Origin of the sequence: Paenibacillus sp. A3 (genome assembly GCF_001399685.1) — a bacterium.
Classification (GTDB): Bacteria; Bacillota; Bacilli; order Paenibacillales; family NBRC-103111; genus Paenibacillus_G.
Map to the genome: position 1 here is coordinate 1 of NZ_JTHN01000260.1, position 18,066 is coordinate 18,066.

Sequence of the window (18,066 nt, forward strand, 5' to 3'; positions counted from 1 at the left end):
CGCAGCTCGCGTCCGGATTTAGGCGCAAACAGCAGTGCCGTCACCGCGCCGAGCACACCGCCGATTACGGCTCCGACGAGCAAATCCTTATTTCTTTTTTCCGCTGCCATCGTTCTTCACTCCTTTGATTTCATGGGTCTGGAAGCTTGTAGGCGATGCCAGAGCTGCAGGCCGGCGGCTGTCAGCTCCATCAGGTCGTTCGCGGTATCCCGATGGCTATGTAACGCTTTGCGCGCCTCAAGTGCCGTGCTCTCAATGGAGAGCGACACGGACTTCACGATTCGGGATACCCGCTGTACCGCTTCTCCCGTCTCCTCCGCCGCCGCAAACCAAGCATCGACCGCTTGCATTTTGCCTTGCAGGTCCCGCATGACCTCGGTCGACACCCGAAGCAAGCTTTCGGTGCTCTCCGTGGTTTGCCGAACTTGCTGCTGCATCGTGTCAAGCGCAGTCTCGGCATGCCTCAGGGCACGAATCGCCAAATACGCAAAGCGTATAGCCAACCCGATGAGCACCAGAAAAGCAAAAATGCAGACCGCCGCTCCCCATTGCCACCACATGGCCCTCACCTCCGTCATCCCAGCCGCTCCTAGACGAATGCCTATGAGATAGTACAGTATAAGACGGAGGCGCCCATTTTGACACAACTTCCGAAAAAAAGGACACGGCGCTTGTCAAAAAAGACAGCAAAAAAAGCCCGGTTGCCCAGGCTTTAAAGTTCGGCTTAGAACAGCCGCTTCAGCTCTTGCTCGATTCGCTGCACGGCTTCATCCGTATGACGGACGCGGAGACGGATCGGCTCCGTGGTATAACGTTCTTCCGCATGCTCGTAGCGCGGATCGTAGTAATATTCAAGCAACAGCCTTGCGGCCTCCTCGAATTCATGGTCCAGCAGATGCCGTTCGATTTGCGCTGCAACCGGCGTATGAAGCCGGCGGCGGATTTGCCGAAAAGCGGCAAGGCAAGCGTCCGCGTGCTCCTGCGGCCGATACTCCTGCACGATGTGCCGTATCCGTTCTTCCAACGGTGCCTCGATCCGGATCGGGATGCCGCTTGTTTTGGCTTCCGCCAGAAAGTTGGGCATCACCGCCCGGCCGATTCTGCGGCTTTCCGCCTCCATCAGCACGAAAGGCCGGTCTTGATAGCGCAGCAGCTCGTGGACAAGCAGCGATTCGAACATCTTTTGGTTATTCGGCGCAAGTCCGATTTGCCCGAATATGGAACCGCGGTGTCCGGCCATCCGCTCAAGATCGAGCACGGGGTAGCCCCGCTCGGCCAGCTTGCGGAGGATCAGCGACTTGCCGGTGCCGGTATGGCCGGCGATGACGACGACCTTGGGCTTGAGCTCGAACGACTCAAGCGTCTGTAAGACCCACTGCCGGTAGGCCCGAATGCCTCCGGTTAGCCGGTAGGCGCGGATGCCCATAAGCGACAGCAGCGTAGCCGACGTCCGGCTTCGCATGCCGCCCCGCCAGCAGAAGACGGCCTTGTTCGGACCAAGCGCCTGAAATTCCCGGATGAATGCCGGCAGCTTGGCAGACACGATCTCAAGCCCGCGCTGCTTGGCCGCTTCGATGCTGACCTGCTTATAGGTTGTACCGATCTCCGCCCGCTCCCGGTCGTCGAAAAGCGGTATGTTCAAGCTGCCGGGGATCGTAAATTCTTTGAACTCTCCGGGAGAACGGACGTCGACGAGCGTCAGCTCCCGTTCCTGATGCAGGCGCAGCAGCTCCTGCACGGTTATGTCTTGTTGCAACGCGTCCTCGCTCCTTTATTTCATATGGGGCGTGCTGCGGCATAGCTGCACGTCCTGGGCTCTGTTTTACAGCGATTCCAGGACGCGGATTTCGCCCGGATGGTCGGCGGTCGTCTCGCCGATGATCGCAGCCTCGACGCCTGCGCGGCACAAGTCGCCCAGCAGGGCGTCGGCCTTGTCCGCGGCGACGGCGATCAGCAGCCCGCCGGAGGTCACCGCATCGCAGAGAATCCATTGATCGAGCTGATCGATGGATTCAGCGAAGGCGACGGTCCCTTCGAGGTGCGCATAATTGTTCTTGGTGCCTCCCGGGACAAAGCCTGCCTCAGCCAGCTCGCGGACGCGCGGCAGCATCGGCACCTGAGCCTTCCCGATGCGCACGCCTACGCCGCTGCCTTTGGCCAGTTCGGCCGCGTGGCCGAGAAGTCCGAAGCCGGTCACGTCGGTACAGCCGTGCACGTCGTACGGCTCCATCGTTTCCGCAGCCGTTTTGTTCAACGTAGTCATTACCTTGGTAACCCGTTCGATTTCTTCCGGACTTAAGGCGTCTTTCTTAATCGAGGTCGTCAAGATGCCGACGCCGATCGGCTTGGTCAAGATCAGCTTGTCTCCCGGCTGGGCCCCCGCATTCGTCTTCGCTTTGGACGGGTGCACCAATCCGGTGACGGCGAGACCGAACTTCGGCTCGTTATCGTCAATGGAGTGACCTCCTACGAGCGTCGCTCCCGCTTCTTTGACCTTGTCGCCCGCGCCGCGCAAGATGTCAGCCAGCACTTGCTTATCCAGCTTCTTGATCGGAAAGGCTACGATGTTCAGCACCGTTAGCGGCTTCCCGCCCATCGCATAAATGTCGCTGAGCGCATTGGCCGCTGCAACCTGACCGAAAGCGTAAGGATCGTCGACGATGGGCGTAAAGAAGTCGACGGTTTGGACCAGCGCCAGCTCGTCCGTCAGCTTATACACTCCGGCGTCGTCGCTCGTATCGAGACCGACGAGGAGATTCGGGTCGGGCGTCGCTGGCGGAAGGGTCCGGATGACCTGCTGCAAATCCGCGGGACCGATTTTGCAGCCGCACCCGCCTTTCGTAGAGTAAGAGGTTAATTTGACCGGTTCGTTAACGCTCATCTTTCGGATCAGCTCCTAATCATAGTTTCCATAAAATAAAGGTTAGCACAGTTGGCATTTAAAAAAAAGAAGGTATAATGAAGTCAATGAAATGGCGGCTTATCTCTGCGACAACAGGATAAAAACAGGTCATAAGGGGAGGATACAGCGGATGAATCGGGAACAAGGACTGCAGTTGATCGAGAAAGTAAAGATCGTCGCCATTGTGCGCGGCGTGGAGGAACGGCATATCGAGGGATTAGCGGATGCGCTGGTCAGCGGCGGGGTGCCGGTCATGGAAGTAACGCTGAATACGCCGGGAGCGCTTGGCATGATCGAACGACTTCAAGCCCGGTTCGGGGAGCGGATGTACATCGGCGCAGGGACCGTCGTGGACGTAGACGACGCACGGAAAGCGCTGGATGCCGGGGCGTCGTACTTGGTTACTCCGAACACGGACGAGCAGGTGATTCGTTACGCTGCGGAGCGCGGTACTCCGATTTTTCCGGGAGCGATGACGCCGACGGAAGTTGTAAAAGCATGGAAATCAGGAGCGACGGCGGTGAAAATATTTCCGGGCGCCAGTCTCGGAATCGGTTACATCAAGGAATTGATGGGCCCGCTGAATCACATCCCCATGATGGCGGTCGGCGGCGTGAACGAGGACAATATTGCCGAGTTTATAAAGATTGGCTGCTACGGGGTCGGCATCGGCGGCTCGCTCGTGAACCTGAAGGAAATCGCTGCCGGCAACTTTGGTTGGGTGCGGGATAAAGCGGCCCGGCTCGTAGAGCGGTCCAGAGGCTGAATCGCGTCGGAGGAGGAGCCCGTTGCCTTAAAGCAACCCTTGAATCGGCCTCACCGGCACTTCGGGCGCAAGCGACAAAGAGTCCCAGAGGCGAAAATTACAAGCCCGAGCTGCAAGGACGAGTTACAGGGGGGGGAGTTACAGGCAGCAGGCTTTTTACAAGTGATGAGTTACGAGTGGCGAGTTCCAAAGTTAGGTTATAACCAGCTAGCTTTACGAGTGGAAAGTGACAAGTTGCTGAGTTATAAGCAGCGGGCTTTACGAGTTGGTGAACCGGCGGAGAGACGGGATGACGAGCGCGACCGCATACTTTTAGGCGCTTGTAACTTGGCCCCAGATAAAATAGCGGAACTGCCCGTGCGTTATTCGATTGGATTTCGCCGGCAAATCCTCAATAGCGGAACTGGAAGTGCCTTAATGCCTTTGTTCTCGGCAGCTTGCACAATTTTCGACAAGGTTAATGCACTTTGAGTTCCGCTATGTACTCATCAGCGGCCCGTAGCATTCAAATAACTCATCCTGGTTCCTCTATTTTTCAGCCTACCGACAGCCCCCTTGCTCCCCTCTCAGATTTCGCATTTGGACAGGTAAACGTAGCCTGCCGCGAGAAGGAAATCAATCCGATGCCCGCGGAAAGCCGAAAATGTGCTACAATACAAAAAAAACGGCGGCCCTCCACAGCTGGAGGCCGCCTTTTTGCACATCATTTATGCTTTCAACACATCATGGTCAACATAACGCTCGCCATTCAGCTCGCTGATCAAATTGATCGCAACCTTGGCCCCATCGCCTGCGGTAATGATCGTATGCACGCTCACGCCCGCCGCCATCCCGGCCGCCCAAATGCCCGGCACGTTCGTCCTGCCCTCCGGGGTAGCATCGACTACCGTCTTGATCCGTGGCTCGGTTCCAGGCTTCGTATTCACGCCAATCTGCTGCGCCAGCTCGGCGTTCAGCCCCGTGGCGAGCACGACATGCTTCGCTTCGTAGCTTCCGTTCTCCGTCTCCAGGCGGAATCCTTCGCCTTCCTTCGCAACGGCGACGACTTTGCCTTGCACCAGCTCAGCTCCGAACTTGGACGCCTGCTTCTTCCCGATCTCCACCAGGTCCGGCCCGGTAATCTCGGCTACGCCGTAGTGGTTCTCCACCCAAGCGCGTTTCGTAATGCTCTGATCGCTGTCAATCACCAGCGTTTTCTTGCCCGCCTTCGCCGTGAAGAGGGCCGCGCTTGCTCCTGCAGGTCCTGCTCCGATAATCGCTACATCGTAAGACATCATTCATCCTCCCTTTCCAGAAAGTGAAAAAGTCGAACGTGCGAATGGATGCGGATTCGCCCCGATCTTTTCCATTATCGCCCATCCGTTTCGGGCTTGTCAAATAACGTGCCGGAGGCTTCCGTGCCTTGAGCTTCAGCCTCTTCCAACGGCAGCCGGACCGTTACCGTCGTCCCCTCGCCATCTGCCGAATCGAGCCGAATCGAGCCTTGGTGCAGGTCGACGATTTCCCGGCAAATGGCGAGTCCGATGCCGGTACCTTCCGCTTTTGGGTCCGCCTGATAAAACTTCGTTTGGACGTTTCCCAGATGCTCGCGCGATATCCCGATGCCGTTATCCGAGATTCGCACGACGGCGTCCCGGTCCTCCCGCTCCAGTGAAATAGCAATGCGTCCGCCCGGTCCGGTAAATTTGATCGCGTTATCGATCAAATTCAAACAAACCTGCTTCAGCCGATTCGTATCCCCGACGACCGTCACGGGTTCGGAAGGTACGCTCAAGCGAAGGTCGATCCGCTTTTGCTCCGCTTTGGAACGCATTTGCAGCACCGCCTCCCCCAGCAGCTCGTTCATCGGCACCCGGGCGAGATCGAGGGTAATGCTTTTCTGGTGCAGCCTGGAAAAGTCAAGCAGCTCCTCGACAAGGCCGATCAAGCGGTCGGTTTCCTTCGCGATAATGCCGAGCCCGAGCCGCGTCTCCTCCTTGTCCTCCATGCCACCTGTCAGAATCGTTTCGCTCCAGCCCTTAATGCTGCTCAGCGGCGTCCGAATCTCGTGAGAAATGGAAGAAATAAAATCGTTCTTGAGCGACTCGCTGCGCACGATCTCGCGAGCCATATAATTCAGCGTCCCCGCCAGCTCGCCGATCTCGTTGTCATACGATTCGTTGACCCGCACATCGAACCGGCCTTTGGCCATCTCGGCCGATGCGGCCGTCATCCGTTTGATCGGCCGGACGATCGAATTGGCGAAGGGAAGGCTGACAAGCAGCACCAGCAGCAGCACGACGCCGCCGACGCCGGCGGATACGGCATAGATCGTGCGAAGCACCCGGTCTACCTCCGTCAAGGAAGTGACATACCGGATCACCGCCAGCGTCTGCCCTTGATAGACGAGCGGGTTGGAGACCGCCATCACACGCTCGTTGGTCACCGCTTGATTCCCGGTCCACACCCCCGTCCGGCCCGTCCAAGCCTCCTTCACATCGTTTGTCCAAATGCGCTCCCGGACGGCAAAGCCGCTGGAAGCCGCCAGCACCGTGCCGTTACGGTCCACTATTTCCAGCTCCGCCGTTTCGTAAGCGAAATACTGCACCAACCGGTTCAAATGCTGGCTCAAATTATTGTAAAACAAGTCCCCCGCAAAATTGGCATAGAAGTTCGCCGAGACGACGGCATGGTTGGTCAGCACATTGGCGATGCCGTTATAGTAAAACTGGCGGACGGCAAAGAAGAAGACGCCTTCCATCAGAATGAGCGTCAGCAGAACGATCCCCAAAAAGCGCATGACGACCTGCCGCTTCAAACTTCTCCGCAGCCTCATGTCGAGGCGTCCCGCCCTTGCCAGCGGTAGCCGAAGCCCCAGACCGTCTCGATAAATTTCGGAGCGGACGGGTCCTCCTCTACTTTTTGACGGAGCCTGCGGATGTTGACATCGACAATTTTTGGATCTCCGATGTATTGAACGCCCCAGATCTCATCGAGCAGATCGTTTCGGCTCAGCGGGGAGCCTTCTTTTTCGATCAGGCGCTGGATCAAAGCGAACTCGGTCGGGGTCAGATCGATCCGTTCTCCGTTTTTGCGGAGCTCGACTTTTTCCGGATGAATTTCGAACGGACCGGAACGCAGCGTGCCGCTGTCCTCCCCGCTGGCCGGCTGCCTGCGGACACGGCGCAGCAGCGACCCGATGCGCGCCATCAGCTCCCCCGGACTGAACGGCTTGCCGATATGATCGTCCGCACCGAGCGATAAACCCATTACTTTGTCCTGCTCCTGCACTTTGGCGGTCAGGAAGATGATGCCGATCCGCTCGTTAAATTCCCGCACCCGCCGGCACACCTCGAAGCCGTCCATCCCCGGCACCATGACGTCGAGCAGCGCAATATCGAAGCTGTCGTCCTGCTTCAGCAGCGCCAGCGCCTCGTCTCCGGTAACCGCCTCCGTAATGTCGTACCCCTGCCGCTTCAGATTGACGACGACAAAGCTGCGGATCGAATCTTCGTCTTCCAAAATCAGTATTTTACTCATGCGTCTGGCTCCCCCCTTCGGCTCTTGCTTCCGATAGCAAGCGGAAAAAGCTTCGATAAGCCGCCCCGTTCGCATCGATGGCATACACTTGATCCATCGTCCGGCTCAGCACGGTCCATGACTTATCGTCATCCGTCCATTCCGCCTGCGGAAATACCCGGATCTCGGCCAGCAGCTTCCCGTCCCCGGTATTCAAGAAGCGGACGGAAGCCTCCGATTTCTTCATCGTAAACCGTCCTTTCCACTCCGGCGGAATGTCAAAGGTATACCCGTATTCGCCGTTAAAATAACGTTCCAGCACCGTCGTAAGCCCGCGTCCGCCGTCCCATTTGGCAAAGGTCTCGATCCAAGGGATGTTGACCATCGCCTCGTTCTCGTAGCCCGGCGGATCGTACATGCCGGATATTTCGAGGATGCCGTCACCGTCGGCGTCTTCGCTTTTGCCGGAGTAAGCTTTGTAGGTCGTTTGAGGATTAAGCGCCCGTTTGAGCTTCCCTCCCTCGTACACAAGCAGCTCGGTATATGAGGAATGGGCGCCCACCGAAGCATCGAGCACAACGCCCCGCTTGTCCGCCGACACGCGCCCTCCGAGCACGTTATAATAATCGTTCACGGTTGAATCCAAACGTACGCTTCCCAGCTTGCGAAGCTCGTTTTCATATTGATAGAGGGTTGCGTTGGACGATACTCCCCTGTCGTGGACAATAACCGTTACATCCTTCTTTCCGTCTCCGTTCAGATCGTCAATGACATAGTCCGTATACGGCAGCTCCAGTTTCTTCATCATCCGTCCGGCCTCCAAGGAATAGACCGCCAAGCCTTTGGCCGCTTCCGCTCCCGTCGAATAGCCAGCGATCACATCCTTCCGGCCCTTCTGCACCACATCGTCAAACGTCAGCGAATCCAGCTCGAAGCCGGCGCCCTCGAACCGGTCAAGACGCTGCCACGAGTCGTCCTTCATTCTCCAGATTTCGCCATTCAGCTGTTCCTTGTTTTTGATCTTATAAAAGAACACCGCTTCCTCGCTGCCGTCACCGTCCAAATCGATCAGCGAGAACGCGCCCTTCTGCTCCGCCTTGCGGGGGCGGATCAACGCCGCGCCTTCCGGCAGCGACCGTTCGATCGTCAGCTTGAGCGCCTCCTGCTCGGCCGGGAGCTTGGGCAGCCGCATGTACGCCCCCGGCTGTCCCATGAAGCCGCAGCCCGTACAGCCTAAAACCAGCGCCAGCCAAGCCGCCGCCGCTTTTCTCTTCATCGTCATATGTCACTCCCCAAGCGGTGGTCCGAACGTCCGGGTTTCGTTTTTTTCACATGATAGCCTTTCCTCTTACAAAAATCAATCGACAGGGCCAGGATACGTGTGATCCGGTTCATTTTAGGGTAAAAAAGAGTACCTCTCTCCATTGTAATCGTTTGTCGAAAAGAGAAGGTAACAAAACGATGACAAAAGAATTGGCGAATTTTTAATATTTTTGTAACCTTTTGCTCCATCTTTTGCGTTATTATGGTAGACAGTGTTTTGAAAGAGCATTGACAGGAGGTTGAATAATGGTTCCTTCCCGACAAAATCTAACGATCAAACCCCGCAAATCCTTGCGGAATGTTATTATAGGTCTTGCCCTGCTTGGCGTAGGCGCCGTTGCCTATGCCGGATATTTGCTGCATCAAGCCGACAAGGCACTCGAAAATATGTCCGTGGCCCCGCCGGTAAAGACGACCCAGCAAGGATTGAACGGTCTGGTTGCTCCTGCGGAGAACTTTAAGCCGATGACCTTCTTGCTGACAGGCATCGACAGCCGTCAAGGCAGCGGCGGCACGCTGAACACCGATGTGCTCATGCTCGTCTCGCTGAATCCGGAGACCCGCTCCGCCACAATCGTTTCCATCCCCCGCGATCTGGAGATGAAACCGAGGGAGTTCGGCCTTTCCAGCCAAAAAGCGAACTACTATTACGCCTACTATTACATACAGGACAAGGAAACCGCGATTCAGAAAACGAAAGAGCTATACGGCGATATGTTCAACGTGCCGATCGATTATATGGCGGCGATCGATTTCGACGGCTTCCGCAATGTCGTCGACGAGCTCGGCGGCATCGAAATGAATGTCGATATGGATATGCGTTACGTCGATGAAGAAGACGGCACGGATATCAATCTGAAAAAAGGGTTTCAAACGTTAAACGGCAAGCAAACGCTTGATTTCTTGCGCTACCGCAAATCCAACCGGGGCACCGAAGAGTCCTCGGACCTCGCCCGCAACCAGCGCCAGCAGGAAGTTCTCGATAAGCTGCTGCAAAAGATGACGTCGTTCAGCGGGATTACCCAATGGAGCGGATTGCTGAAAATTGCCGGAGAAAGCGTAAAAACGGATATCCCTGCCGATGAGCTTCGCCGGTTTCTGCTTTCCTTCCAGAAGCTGAAGCCCGACCATATCGAATTCATCCATCTGGACGGACGGTGGGATAGCCCCTACATTGTTGTAAAAGAAGACGAGCTTACCGCAGCGATCGCCTCTTTGCGGACGCAGCGGGGCCTTCCGGCCGAAATCCCGGGGACTACCGTAACAGGTTCGACCTACAGTGTCTACAGCAAGCGCTTCGGAATCGATCCGGCTCCCGTGAAGGTCAAGGAAAAGGAAGCCACCTCGATAACCAAAAACAGCAGGTCCCGCTAACCGCGGCAGGGGACTGACCCCGTAACGTGAGACAAATCAAAACACCTTCGAGAGAATGTAACCATGTTGTAAGATATGGAGACAACCTTGGAGGTGTTTTTACGTTGGCAACAAGAGTTAGCTACCCTGTGGAAATGAAAATGAAAGCAATTGAGATGAGGTTAGCGGGTGTACCCGTGAAAGTGGTTATGGAGAAGCTCAACATACGAAATAAAACCCAAATAGAGACGTGGATGAGGTGGTATCGAGCGGAAGCATTCCACCGACTTGAACAGCCAGTCGGTAAATAATATAGCTACGGGAAGGGCCCTGAGTATGCCTCAGAACTCGAAAAATTGAAAGCCGAGATTCGGTTTCTGAAGCAACAACTGGACGTGCTAAAAAAGTACAAGGAACTGGAAAGGAGGTGTCACCAGAGATCGTCATCCCATGGATGGAGTCCATTCGAGGGGAAGTGAGTGTGTCTCAAGCTTGTGCATGGTTAGGGGTTCCTCGTTCAACGTATTATCGTTGGAAGGCATCCTATGGTGTCAAGCGTGCGAACCCCGTGGTAGAGAACATTCGGCAGCTCTGTACACAGCATAAATTTCGCTACGGGTACCGAAAGATTACCGCGCTGCTCCGAATGGAACAGACAATTAATCACAAACGTGTACAACGGATTATGCAGATGGAAGGGCTACAGTGCCGCGTCAAGGTAAAGAAACGTAAAGCAACTGGACAACCTGCTCATATCGCCGAACATCTGCTGAAACGTCAATTTCAAGCCGATGAGCCGATGCAAAAACTAGTAACAGATATTACTTATTTGCCATTTGGCGGAAAAACATTGTATCTGTCGAGCATATTAGACTTGTTTAATGGAGAGATTGTGGCTTACAGTATAGGTGATAAGCAAGATACATCGTTTGTTCTGGACACGCTACACCAGCTCCCAGATCGACCTGGTATGATGCTACACAGTGATCAGGGTAGCGTATATACGTCTCAGGCCTACCAGGATGCTGTAAAAGGAAAAGGCATTACCATGAGCATGTCCCGCAAGGGAACGCCCGCTGATAATGCCCCCATCGAATCGTTTCATTCCACGCTAAAGTCTGAAACGTTCTATCTCGAAAGGCTTACCTGTACAACGACGGCAATCGTTGAACAAACCGTTCGAGATTACATTAACTACTATAACTCAATTCGCATTCAAACGAAACTAAATAACCAGTCGCCGATTAATTTCCGACGACTGGCCGCTTAAACTTGCAAGGTGTTTTGATCCCTGTCTTACGAACGGGGGTCAGTCCCGCAGACCTGTTGTTTTTTTATTTTGAACACTTCAGCAGTTCGGTTCGGAAAATGTTCCGTTAAACAAGTAACCTGCGGAACCAGAACATACGTTCCAGTACTAGATGAATTTAGTACTTATCCCCTCCTCCCCCGTTCCCTTACAATTATTGTAACTAAGTACGGATTACGTTATCGGGGGAGGAACGCTAGGCATGAAAGAACGGCTGCGCAGGTTGCCGTCATTTTGGCCCGGAGCCGTGGTGATTCTGGGAGTCTTTCTATACGGGCTCTGCCTTACGCTAGAGCAAGGGCCTCCGTCGGGTGCAGGTATGCTGGCCACTGCGGCAGGAGCCGGCTGGATCGCCTTCAAATGGCGATCGAGACTTCTCTTGAACGTATCGCTGCTCGGAGGATGGCCGGCGCTCCTGATTGTAAGCCCGGGCCCGGATGAAGGCTGGATGCTCTGGGCCGGCTTATTGGCATTGAATATCGTCTATTTTGCCCTCAGCCTCCGGCTCGATTGGAACGAGCTAAAGTTCACCGCGTTTGCAGGCACATGGCTGTTGTATTTCCTATTCTACTTGAAGCTCCAGCCGGACGCCGCCGAAGGCTGGAGCCTTGCGTACCGTTATGCGCTTCTGATTTATATTTTTTACATTGGCGCCTTGTCCGTCTCGATATGGAAGAAACGGATAGACGAAGGCACCGACCTGTTCCTGGGCATCGCGAATGCCGCCGTGTTCGGCTTCTGGGCATTCGTCTTGTGGGAACGGGTCGTGCCGATCGCCTACCCGATGCTGTTCATGGGGATGCTATACGTCATCCTGGCCTGCCTGATCCGACGCTGGCTACCCGAATTATCTACGATCGTCCTGATAAAGCTGTTCGGCGGGATGATGCTCATTCTCCTCGCATCGCTCCACTTTCTCAAGGAACGGACCTTGGAACCGGTCACCCATGTATTTCTGTGGCTTCCCGCCGCCATTGCCATGCTGGGACTTGGCACCGTCAAACGATGGGATGCGCTCCGAGCCGGAGCGGCCGTCATCTGGCTGGGTGTCTTCGGCTATTGGCTTTTGGGCGCTTGGAATGAAGCTGAGGCGAACCCGTTCGGCAATCCCTCTCCGTTCGCCCACGGGAATATGCCGGCTTGGGCGCTGCTGGCCGCCGTAGGGTTTTATTTGTCGGCCAAAGGCCGCTTCGAACGATTGCGGGAAGACGACAACCGGATGCTCTCCAATGGATTCGCCTTCCTCAGCCATCTGGCCGTCGGCGGAGGACTTGCCTGCGGAACGCACAGCTTCTTCGCCTATTACGGGCTAGCCCCATGGCTTAACCTGCAGCTTACTTTGTCGGCCGTCTGGGGCTTGTACGCGCTATTGGTGCTGTTGTGGGGCGCTTACCGGAAGCGGAAGCCGCTTCAAGCCTTGGGTTCCTTGACGCTGATCTGCCTCGCCGTCAAAACGATACTGTTCGATCTATCCGGGAGCCCGGCTATGGACAAGATTATCGCGTTCTTCCTGTTCGGGCTGCTGTCTGTCGGCATAACTTATACGACGAACCTGCGAACGGTCCAAAACAAACGGCCCAAGCCCGAAAACGACGCGGCTCCCCCTTCCTGAAACGACAAAAAACCATCTCTTGCGGAAGATCCGGCAGAAGAGATGGTTTTTTTATTGGTTGGGCCGAATGGCATACGTACATTTGCCGCCGCCTTTGGCAAGACATTCCGTCCGTTCCACTTCGGCTTCCGGGCCGAGCAAACGCTGAAACATCGCGAGCTCGCATTGGCAAGCATGGGTATATTGATTGGCTACCTGAGAGATCGGGCAATTGTACTCCTTCAGCAAATACCCGCCGCCCTCCGTCGGCTCCAATTCGACCATGTAGCCATTCGCATTCTGAATTTCAGCCAGTTCTTGGACGCGTCCGTCGAACGGCTTGTCTTTCATGCGCTCCCCATAGCGGCCGATCAGCCTCTCCTTGCGCCGCTCGAACAGCAGGTTCACGTTGCTTTCCCCCAAGGAAGCTTCCAACTCTTCCAACAGATCCAACGCGAGATGCTGATACTTTTTAGGAAATAAGTCGTCGGCATTCGATGTCAGCGAATACAGATGCGAAGGCCGTCCCATCGCCTGCCGCACCAGCTTCGATTCGATCAAATTATCCCGCTCCAGCGTGTTCAGGTGCCGCCGCACCGCCATTTCCGTTATGCCTAGCTGCTTCGACATGTCCCCGACGCTGAGCGCCCCTTTGGTCTTGAGCATCGTGAGGATGACGCGCCGCGTCGATACGTCCGTTTCCTGGTTCATCCGGTCTCACCGTCCTTCTTGTATGCAGGCCGCCTGTTTTATTCTGGCGAAGCTATGCTGTACCGTATGAATAAAAATATTGTATACGAAATGGGACGATAAGTAAATTAATATACTACTATGTATGTAAAATACTAACCGAGGAAAAGGCTGGCGGATAATAAAATGGAGAAAAATTCGAAGCTGCTCCGCTATGCTGACAATAGGTTGTCAGGGATCACCCGTTAAGCGCCGACCGCATCGCTCATGTGGCGTACGAGACGATGGCCGAAGGACTGTGTGTGCAGATGCTTCACGTCGGCCCTTACGAGACGGAGCCGGAAACGGTGGAGCGCATGCACGCTTATATGGAAGCACGCGGACTGGTTCAAAACGGATTGCATCATGAAATCTATTTGACCGATCCCCGAAAAACCCCGCCTTCCGGCTGGAAAACGATTCTGCGCTTCCCGGTAGAACAAAGGGACCTGTCCTGATCCGGACGGTCCCTGGTCTGCAGAACGGCGCTACAGCATTTCTTTGCTGATAAATGCCGGTACGGCTTCGGCAAAAGCGCTCAGCGCCCCGGGCAGCTTCGCGATCATCGGATGCAGCCCGCTGCGCGGCAGCGTGTTGTACTCCTGCGTCAGCGGACGGCGAAGCTTCACAAGCTCCGTCAGAACGAGCGCAACGTCGGCCCCGAACACGCCTTCGCCGGCGAGGATCTCGACGATATCCTCATAGCTGCTGGCGTCCCGCATCATGAACGCGTCGATCAGCAAGCTGCCGACGTCGGTCACCGTCTCAATCGCCAGATGCAGCGTCCGCTCCTGCGCCAGATGCAGCAGCAGCTCCGAATCCGATTCCTCTGCGCCGGTCTTTCCCCGGGCTTCCCAAGCGGACTCCAAGGCAGCGCAAGCTTTCAATAAATCCGGCACGAACGCCAGCCGGGCATCGATTTGTTCCTGATTGACATAGTACATATCGCTTATCTCCGTTTCTTCTTTTTCCACTTGGACCACAGCGCGATGGCGGGAAAAAAGGCGATGAGCAGGACGATGAGCAAAACCGCCTGCATCAAGTATTCATAGCTCATGATATCGGATGCTCCTTCGTCTGCTATTCGGCCGTGGCGCGCTCGCGCACGTACGCCCAATGGTTTGTCGGACCGTGACCGGCGCCGATACCAAGCGTATGCCGGATGGCAAGCGTAATAAATTGCTTGGCCGTATGGGCGGCCTCCAGCAGTGGCTTTCCTTTGGCAAGCTCCGCGCAGATAGCCGCGGAGAAGGTGCAGCCTGTCCCATGCGTATGGCGCGTTTCGTACCGCTCGCCCGTAAACAGGTGGAACGCCTCGCCGTCGTACAGCACGTCTGTCGGCTCGCCGCTGCGGTGGCCGCCTTTGACGATCGCAGCGCCCGCGCCGAACTCCTTAACGATGCGCTGCGCGGCCTCCTTCATATCCTCTATCGTAGTGATCGAGAGGCCTGTAATAACCTCCGCCTCCGGGATATTGGGCGTCACCAGCGCGGCCAGCGGCAGCAGCTTCTCTCGCAGCGCGTTCTGCGCATTACCGGCGAGCAGGCTGGCTCCGCCCTTGGCGACCATCACCGGGTCGACGACAAGCTGCTTCAGCCCGTGCTTGCGGATGCATCCCGCGACCAGCTCGATAATTTCCGGCTGCGACAGCATGCCGGTTTTGGCCGCGTCCGCTCCGAGATCTGACAGCACGGCGTCTATTTGCTTCTCGATCCCTTCCAGCGGGATATCGTAAATGCCGTGAACGCCCAGCGTGTTCTGAGCGGTGATCGCCGTAATCGCGGACATCCCGTACACGTCGAGCATTTGGAACGTTTTCAAATCCGCCTGAATCCCTGCTCCGCCTCCGCTGTCCGAACCTGCGATGGTCAATGCTTTGAATATCGTCATGCTGCACCTGCCTCCCGAATCGCTATACCTTCCATAAGTTTAGTCTTCTCCTTCCCGACCGTCAAGAAGCCCGGCAGGTCCGCATCCTCCGGTTCGTGATCATTTTATGACAAGTGGGACAAACGCTTTGACGCCGCGGAAGCGAAAGCGTTATGATGAAACTACATTTCAATGGAGAAAAGGAAGGTCCGATCCCGTATGTCCCGGAGAACCCTTGCGCTGCACGTCATTACGACCGGCCGACAGGAGCTGGAAGAGGTAGCCGCCATTGTGGCCCGCTGTCCGTTCGAGCTGGTGGACGCGTTGCACATCCGCGAAAAGCACCGCAGCGCCAGCGAGCTGGTGCGCTGGCATGCGCGGCTAAAGCCGCTGCTGCCGCACACGGCGGTCCTTCTGAACGACCGCCTGGATGCCGCGCTGGCCGCCCGGGCGGCGGGCGTGCAGCTTACCGGCGGCAGCTTGTCGCCAGCCGAAGCGCGGGCCATCGCTCCGCGCGGCATGACGCTCGGCTGCTCCGTCCATTCGGCCGAGGAAGCCGCCGAGGCGGGCCGGCAGGGAGCCGATTACGCGCTCTTCGGCCATGTGTACGCGACCGGCTCGAAGCCGGGACTAGAGCCGCGCGGCCTGGCCGCATTGACGGAAGCCGTGGAAGCGGCGGACGTTCCCGTCCTGGCGATCGGGGGCATCGAGCCGCAGCTCGTGGACGATGTCTTGTCCACCGGCGCGGCCGGCATTGCCGTGCTGTCCTCGGTACTGCTGCACGCGGACCCGGCGGGACAAATTGCCGCATTCCGGGAAGCTCTTGATCGGACGAAGCATACCCCAAGGAGAGGATTGTCATGAGTACGGATTCAAGTCATAGCGGCACCAAACCGACCGTTATCATTGTCGGCGGCGGCATTATCGGCTGCAGCGCAGCCTACGAGCTCGGCAAGGCAGGCTTTGCCTGCACGATGATCGAAAAGGGGGCGTTGAATCAGGAGGCGTCCACCGCCGCCGCAGGGATGCTTGGGGCGCAATCCGAAACGCACCGGCCCGGCCCTTACTACGAACTGTGCCGTCTGAGCCAGCAGCTGTACCGCGCTTGGACGGACGAATTGGAGCAGTTTAGCGGCCTTACGGCGCAGTATGTCGCTGAGGGAATCGTCCGCGCAGCCCTTACGGAAGAAGATGAGGCCGAACTGCGCGGCCGCTTGTCGTGGATTCGGGACGCCGAGTGGGTTCAGCCTGCGGAGATGCTGAAGCTGGAGCCCGAGCTGACCAACGCCGTACGCGGCGGGCTGTATTTGCCTGCCGATCATCACGTGCACCCGGTCTGGCTCGCCAAGACGCTGCAAGCCGCGATAGCCAAGCAGGGCTGCGCCATCCGCGAGTGGACGCCGGTCATCCGGCTGCTGACGGAGCCGGGAAGCGGCCGAATCCGCGGCGTACAGACGTCGGAAGGCCCGCTGTACGCGGACCTCGTCGTGCTCGCTGCAGGAGCTTGGAGCCCGGCGTTGACCGAGCCGCTCGGGCTGAGCTTGCCCATGTTCCCGGTCAAAGGCCAGTGCATTTCGCTCAAGACCGAAGCGCCGCTCATCCGCTCCACCGTCTTCACCAAAGGCTGCTACGTCGTGCCGAAACGGGACGGCAGCTACATTGTCGGCGCAACCCAGACGGAAGCCGGCTTCGACAAGCGGCCGACCGCCAAGGCGATCGGCGAGCTGCATACAAAAGCGGCAGCGCTGCTGCCGCGACTGGCCGATGCCGAATTCGTCTCCACTTGGGCAGGACTGCGGCCCGGCACGCGGGACGCCCTGCCGTTCCTCGGCACGTGGGACGCTGCGCCCGGCCTGATTTTCGCTACGGGACATTACCGCAACGGCATTCTGCTCGCACCCGCTACCGCGCGGATTGTCGCCGAGCTGGCGCAGGGCCGGCCGACTTTGGCGGACTTGGCACCGTTCACACCCGCCCGGGCCGCCGCCGGTACAGCAGCCGTCTTATGATTTCATGCGGGCGAGAAGCGCCCAGCGCCGTTCGTGGCGCCGCTTGTATTTGGGAAGCCCCCGGTATAGTTCCACCGCTTCGCGGAACGCCCGGCGGGCTTCTTCGTTTCGCCCGAGCCCCCGGTACAGCAAACCGAGCCGGTAGTACGCTTCGCAGGACGAAGAGTTGACCTCCCCGAACCGTTCCAGATACCGGATCGCCTTCTCCGGATTGCTGCCTGCGAATGCTTCGCCCAGCCGCAAATAAGGCTCGCCGTACTTTACCCGCGGGTTCAGCTCCAGTGCACGAAGCAAGAGGCGCTCGCCTTCCTCCGTCCGTCCCAGCTTCAACTCGCAGATGCCCTGCTCGCTGAGCACGTCCGCGGAATCGTCCATCACTCTCGCCACCTCAACCAACAGTTCGAGCGCCGCGCCGTATTTTTTTTGCTCCATATAAATTCGGGCGATTTCCAGCTTGGTCGACGTATGATGCGGATTGAGCCGCAACTCCTCCTTCAGGCGGGACAAACGCCGCGCCCGCTTCAGCGGCTGAAAAATACTTGGAGTCAAGCCGACAAAACGGCGGTCAAGCATGTACAGGATTATCAGCAGCACGAGAAAGGCCACAAACGGATTCCCGGTGACCCACCATAATAAAGAAAAGATGAAGACTTTGCTCACGCCTGGCGTACCTGCCTTTCGCTTATTCTCCCACCGATTGTACCACAAATTGGCAAG

General features: G+C 56.9%; 18 protein-coding genes and 1 pseudogene. 7 read left to right on the forward strand and 12 right to left on the reverse strand.

Annotation, left to right across the window (positions count from 1 at the left end; translation table 11 throughout):
• The 4 genes from QJ48_RS36415 to selD form a co-directional block, all read right to left on the reverse strand.
• Positions 1-110: YtxH domain-containing protein (locus QJ48_RS36415; RefSeq protein WP_193394523.1), on the reverse strand; the 110-nt coding region annotated here is incomplete at its 3' end.
• A gap of 6 nt (positions 111-116) precedes the next feature.
• Positions 117-560, reverse strand: a complete 444-nt coding sequence (locus QJ48_RS31680) for a DUF948 domain-containing protein (RefSeq protein ID WP_054977346.1) — start codon at positions 558-560, stop codon at positions 117-119.
• Positions 561-724: 164 nt separating this feature from the next.
• Positions 725-1,756: a tRNA 2-selenouridine(34) synthase MnmH gene (mnmH, locus tag QJ48_RS31685; RefSeq protein WP_054977320.1), complete on the reverse strand. Its 1,032-nt coding sequence runs from the start codon at positions 1,754-1,756 to the stop codon at positions 725-727.
• 66 nt (positions 1,757-1,822) lie between these two features.
• Positions 1,823-2,881: a selenide, water dikinase SelD gene (gene selD, locus QJ48_RS31690; protein ID WP_054977321.1), complete on the reverse strand. Its 1,059-nt coding sequence runs from the start codon at positions 2,879-2,881 to the stop codon at positions 1,823-1,825.
• 151 nt (positions 2,882-3,032) lie between these two features.
• Between selD and QJ48_RS31695 the strand changes: the two genes are divergently transcribed.
• Entirely contained in the window at positions 3,033-3,668 is a 636-nt protein-coding gene (locus QJ48_RS31695) for a bifunctional 4-hydroxy-2-oxoglutarate aldolase/2-dehydro-3-deoxy-phosphogluconate aldolase (RefSeq protein WP_054977322.1), read from the forward strand.
• 707 nt (positions 3,669-4,375) lie between these two features.
• Here QJ48_RS31695 and QJ48_RS31705 read toward each other — a convergent pair.
• The 4 genes from QJ48_RS31705 to QJ48_RS31720 all read right to left on the reverse strand — a co-directional run bounded on the left by QJ48_RS31705 (position 4,376) and on the right by QJ48_RS31720 (position 8,442).
• Positions 4,376-4,942, reverse strand: coding sequence for an FAD-dependent oxidoreductase (locus tag QJ48_RS31705; protein ID WP_054977324.1), 567 nt, complete (start codon positions 4,940-4,942; stop codon positions 4,376-4,378).
• Positions 4,943-5,016: 74 nt separating this feature from the next.
• Positions 5,017-6,483, reverse strand: a complete 1,467-nt coding sequence (locus QJ48_RS31710) for a cell wall metabolism sensor histidine kinase WalK (RefSeq protein ID WP_054977325.1) — start codon at positions 6,481-6,483, stop codon at positions 5,017-5,019.
• Positions 6,480-7,187 carry a response regulator transcription factor gene (locus QJ48_RS31715; protein WP_054977326.1) on the reverse strand — a complete coding sequence of 236 codons (708 nt, stop codon included), beginning with the start codon at positions 7,185-7,187 and terminating at the stop codon, positions 6,480-6,482. The genes QJ48_RS31710 and QJ48_RS31715 overlap by 4 nt, the downstream gene beginning before the upstream one ends.
• Complete coding sequence (locus QJ48_RS31720) at positions 7,180-8,442, reverse strand: hypothetical protein (RefSeq protein ID WP_054977347.1); 1,263 nt, start codon at positions 8,440-8,442, stop codon at positions 7,180-7,182. Before QJ48_RS31720 ends, QJ48_RS31715 begins: the two co-directional genes overlap by 8 nt.
• Positions 8,443-8,735: 293 nt before the next feature.
• Here QJ48_RS31720 and QJ48_RS31725 point away from each other — a divergent pair, with 293 nt between their 5' ends.
• From QJ48_RS31725 to QJ48_RS31740, 3 genes and pseudogenes are all read left to right on the forward strand, one after another.
• On the forward strand, positions 8,736-9,863 hold the full coding sequence (locus tag QJ48_RS31725) for an LCP family protein (RefSeq protein WP_054977327.1): 1,128 nt from the start codon (positions 8,736-8,738) through the stop codon (positions 9,861-9,863).
• Positions 9,864-9,967: 104 nt separating this feature from the next.
• Positions 9,968-11,112 (forward strand): annotated as a pseudogene (locus QJ48_RS31735) (IS3 family transposase).
• A gap of 241 nt (positions 11,113-11,353) precedes the next feature.
• A complete protein-coding gene (locus QJ48_RS31740; protein ID WP_054977329.1) occupies positions 11,354-12,763 on the forward strand; it encodes a DUF2339 domain-containing protein in 1,410 nt (469 codons plus the stop codon).
• Positions 12,764-12,814: 51 nt separating this feature from the next.
• Here the strand turns inward: QJ48_RS31740 and QJ48_RS31745 are convergent, their stop codons facing one another.
• The gene (locus QJ48_RS31745) at positions 12,815-13,453 is read right to left on the reverse strand and encodes a metalloregulator ArsR/SmtB family transcription factor (protein ID WP_054977330.1); all 639 of its coding nucleotides are present in this window, start codon (positions 13,451-13,453) and stop codon (positions 12,815-12,817) included.
• 263 nt (positions 13,454-13,716) lie between these two features.
• On the opposite strand from QJ48_RS31745, the gene QJ48_RS31750 reads away from it, so the two are divergent.
• Positions 13,717-13,929 carry a GyrI-like domain-containing protein gene (locus QJ48_RS31750; RefSeq protein WP_054977331.1) on the forward strand — a complete coding sequence of 71 codons (213 nt, stop codon included), beginning with the start codon at positions 13,717-13,719 and terminating at the stop codon, positions 13,927-13,929.
• Between the two features lie 30 nt (positions 13,930-13,959).
• Here QJ48_RS31750 and QJ48_RS31755 read toward each other — a convergent pair whose 3' ends face one another.
• Together QJ48_RS31755 and thiD are read right to left on the reverse strand one after the other, a co-directional pair.
• Positions 13,960-14,415, reverse strand: a complete 456-nt coding sequence (locus tag QJ48_RS31755; protein ID WP_054977332.1) for a DUF86 domain-containing protein — start codon at positions 14,413-14,415, stop codon at positions 13,960-13,962.
• A gap of 136 nt (positions 14,416-14,551) precedes the next feature.
• Positions 14,552-15,361 carry a bifunctional hydroxymethylpyrimidine kinase/phosphomethylpyrimidine kinase gene (thiD, locus tag QJ48_RS31760; RefSeq protein WP_054977333.1) on the reverse strand — a complete coding sequence of 270 codons (810 nt, stop codon included), beginning with the start codon at positions 15,359-15,361 and terminating at the stop codon, positions 14,552-14,554.
• Positions 15,362-15,559: 198 nt separating this feature from the next.
• On the opposite strand from thiD, the gene QJ48_RS31765 reads away from it, so the two are divergent.
• Both QJ48_RS31765 and thiO read left to right on the forward strand, forming a co-directional pair.
• Positions 15,560-16,204 carry a thiamine phosphate synthase gene (locus tag QJ48_RS31765; RefSeq protein ID WP_054977334.1) on the forward strand — a complete coding sequence of 215 codons (645 nt, stop codon included), beginning with the start codon at positions 15,560-15,562 and terminating at the stop codon, positions 16,202-16,204.
• Entirely contained in the window at positions 16,201-17,349 is a 1,149-nt protein-coding gene (gene thiO, locus QJ48_RS31770) for a glycine oxidase ThiO (protein WP_054977335.1), read from the forward strand. The genes QJ48_RS31765 and thiO overlap by 4 nt, the downstream gene beginning before the upstream one ends.
• Here thiO and QJ48_RS31775 read toward each other — a convergent pair.
• Positions 17,344-18,009: a lipopolysaccharide assembly protein LapB gene (locus tag QJ48_RS31775; protein ID WP_054977348.1), complete on the reverse strand. Its 666-nt coding sequence runs from the start codon at positions 18,007-18,009 to the stop codon at positions 17,344-17,346. The genes thiO and QJ48_RS31775 overlap by 6 nt on opposite strands.
• Positions 18,010-18,066: the final 57 nt, after the last annotated feature.

Bases quoted from the DNA above. Each gene is read 5' to 3' on its own strand.
- QJ48_RS31680 (WP_054977346.1), bottom strand. From the start codon at position 560: ATGTGGTGGCAATGGGGAGCGGCGGTCTGCATTTTTGCTTTTCTGGTG.
- QJ48_RS31750 (WP_054977331.1), top strand. From the start codon at position 13,717: ATGGCCGAAGGACTGTGTGTGCAGATGCTTCACGTCGGCCCTTACGAG.
- QJ48_RS31740 (WP_054977329.1), top strand. From the start codon at position 11,354: ATGAAAGAACGGCTGCGCAGGTTGCCGTCATTTTGGCCCGGAGCCGTG.
- QJ48_RS31745 (WP_054977330.1), bottom strand. From the start codon at position 13,453: ATGAACCAGGAAACGGACGTATCGACGCGGCGCGTCATCCTCACGATG.
- thiD (WP_054977333.1), bottom strand. From the start codon at position 15,361: ATGACGATATTCAAAGCATTGACCATCGCAGGTTCGGACAGCGGAGGC.
- QJ48_RS31755 (WP_054977332.1), bottom strand. From the start codon at position 14,415: ATGTACTATGTCAATCAGGAACAAATCGATGCCCGGCTGGCGTTCGTG.
- QJ48_RS31705 (WP_054977324.1), bottom strand. From the start codon at position 4,942: ATGTCTTACGATGTAGCGATTATCGGAGCAGGACCTGCAGGAGCAAGC.
- selD (WP_054977321.1), bottom strand. From the start codon at position 2,881: ATGAGCGTTAACGAACCGGTCAAATTAACCTCTTACTCTACGAAAGGC.
- thiO (WP_054977335.1), top strand. From the start codon at position 16,201: ATGAGTACGGATTCAAGTCATAGCGGCACCAAACCGACCGTTATCATT.
- QJ48_RS31710 (WP_054977325.1), bottom strand. From the start codon at position 6,483: ATGAGGCTGCGGAGAAGTTTGAAGCGGCAGGTCGTCATGCGCTTTTTG.
- QJ48_RS31715 (WP_054977326.1), bottom strand. From the start codon at position 7,187: ATGAGTAAAATACTGATTTTGGAAGACGAAGATTCGATCCGCAGCTTT.
- QJ48_RS31720 (WP_054977347.1), bottom strand. From the start codon at position 8,442: ATGAAGAGAAAAGCGGCGGCGGCTTGGCTGGCGCTGGTTTTAGGCTGT.
- QJ48_RS31765 (WP_054977334.1), top strand. From the start codon at position 15,560: ATGTCCCGGAGAACCCTTGCGCTGCACGTCATTACGACCGGCCGACAG.
- QJ48_RS31695 (WP_054977322.1), top strand. From the start codon at position 3,033: ATGAATCGGGAACAAGGACTGCAGTTGATCGAGAAAGTAAAGATCGTC.
- QJ48_RS31725 (WP_054977327.1), top strand. From the start codon at position 8,736: ATGGTTCCTTCCCGACAAAATCTAACGATCAAACCCCGCAAATCCTTG.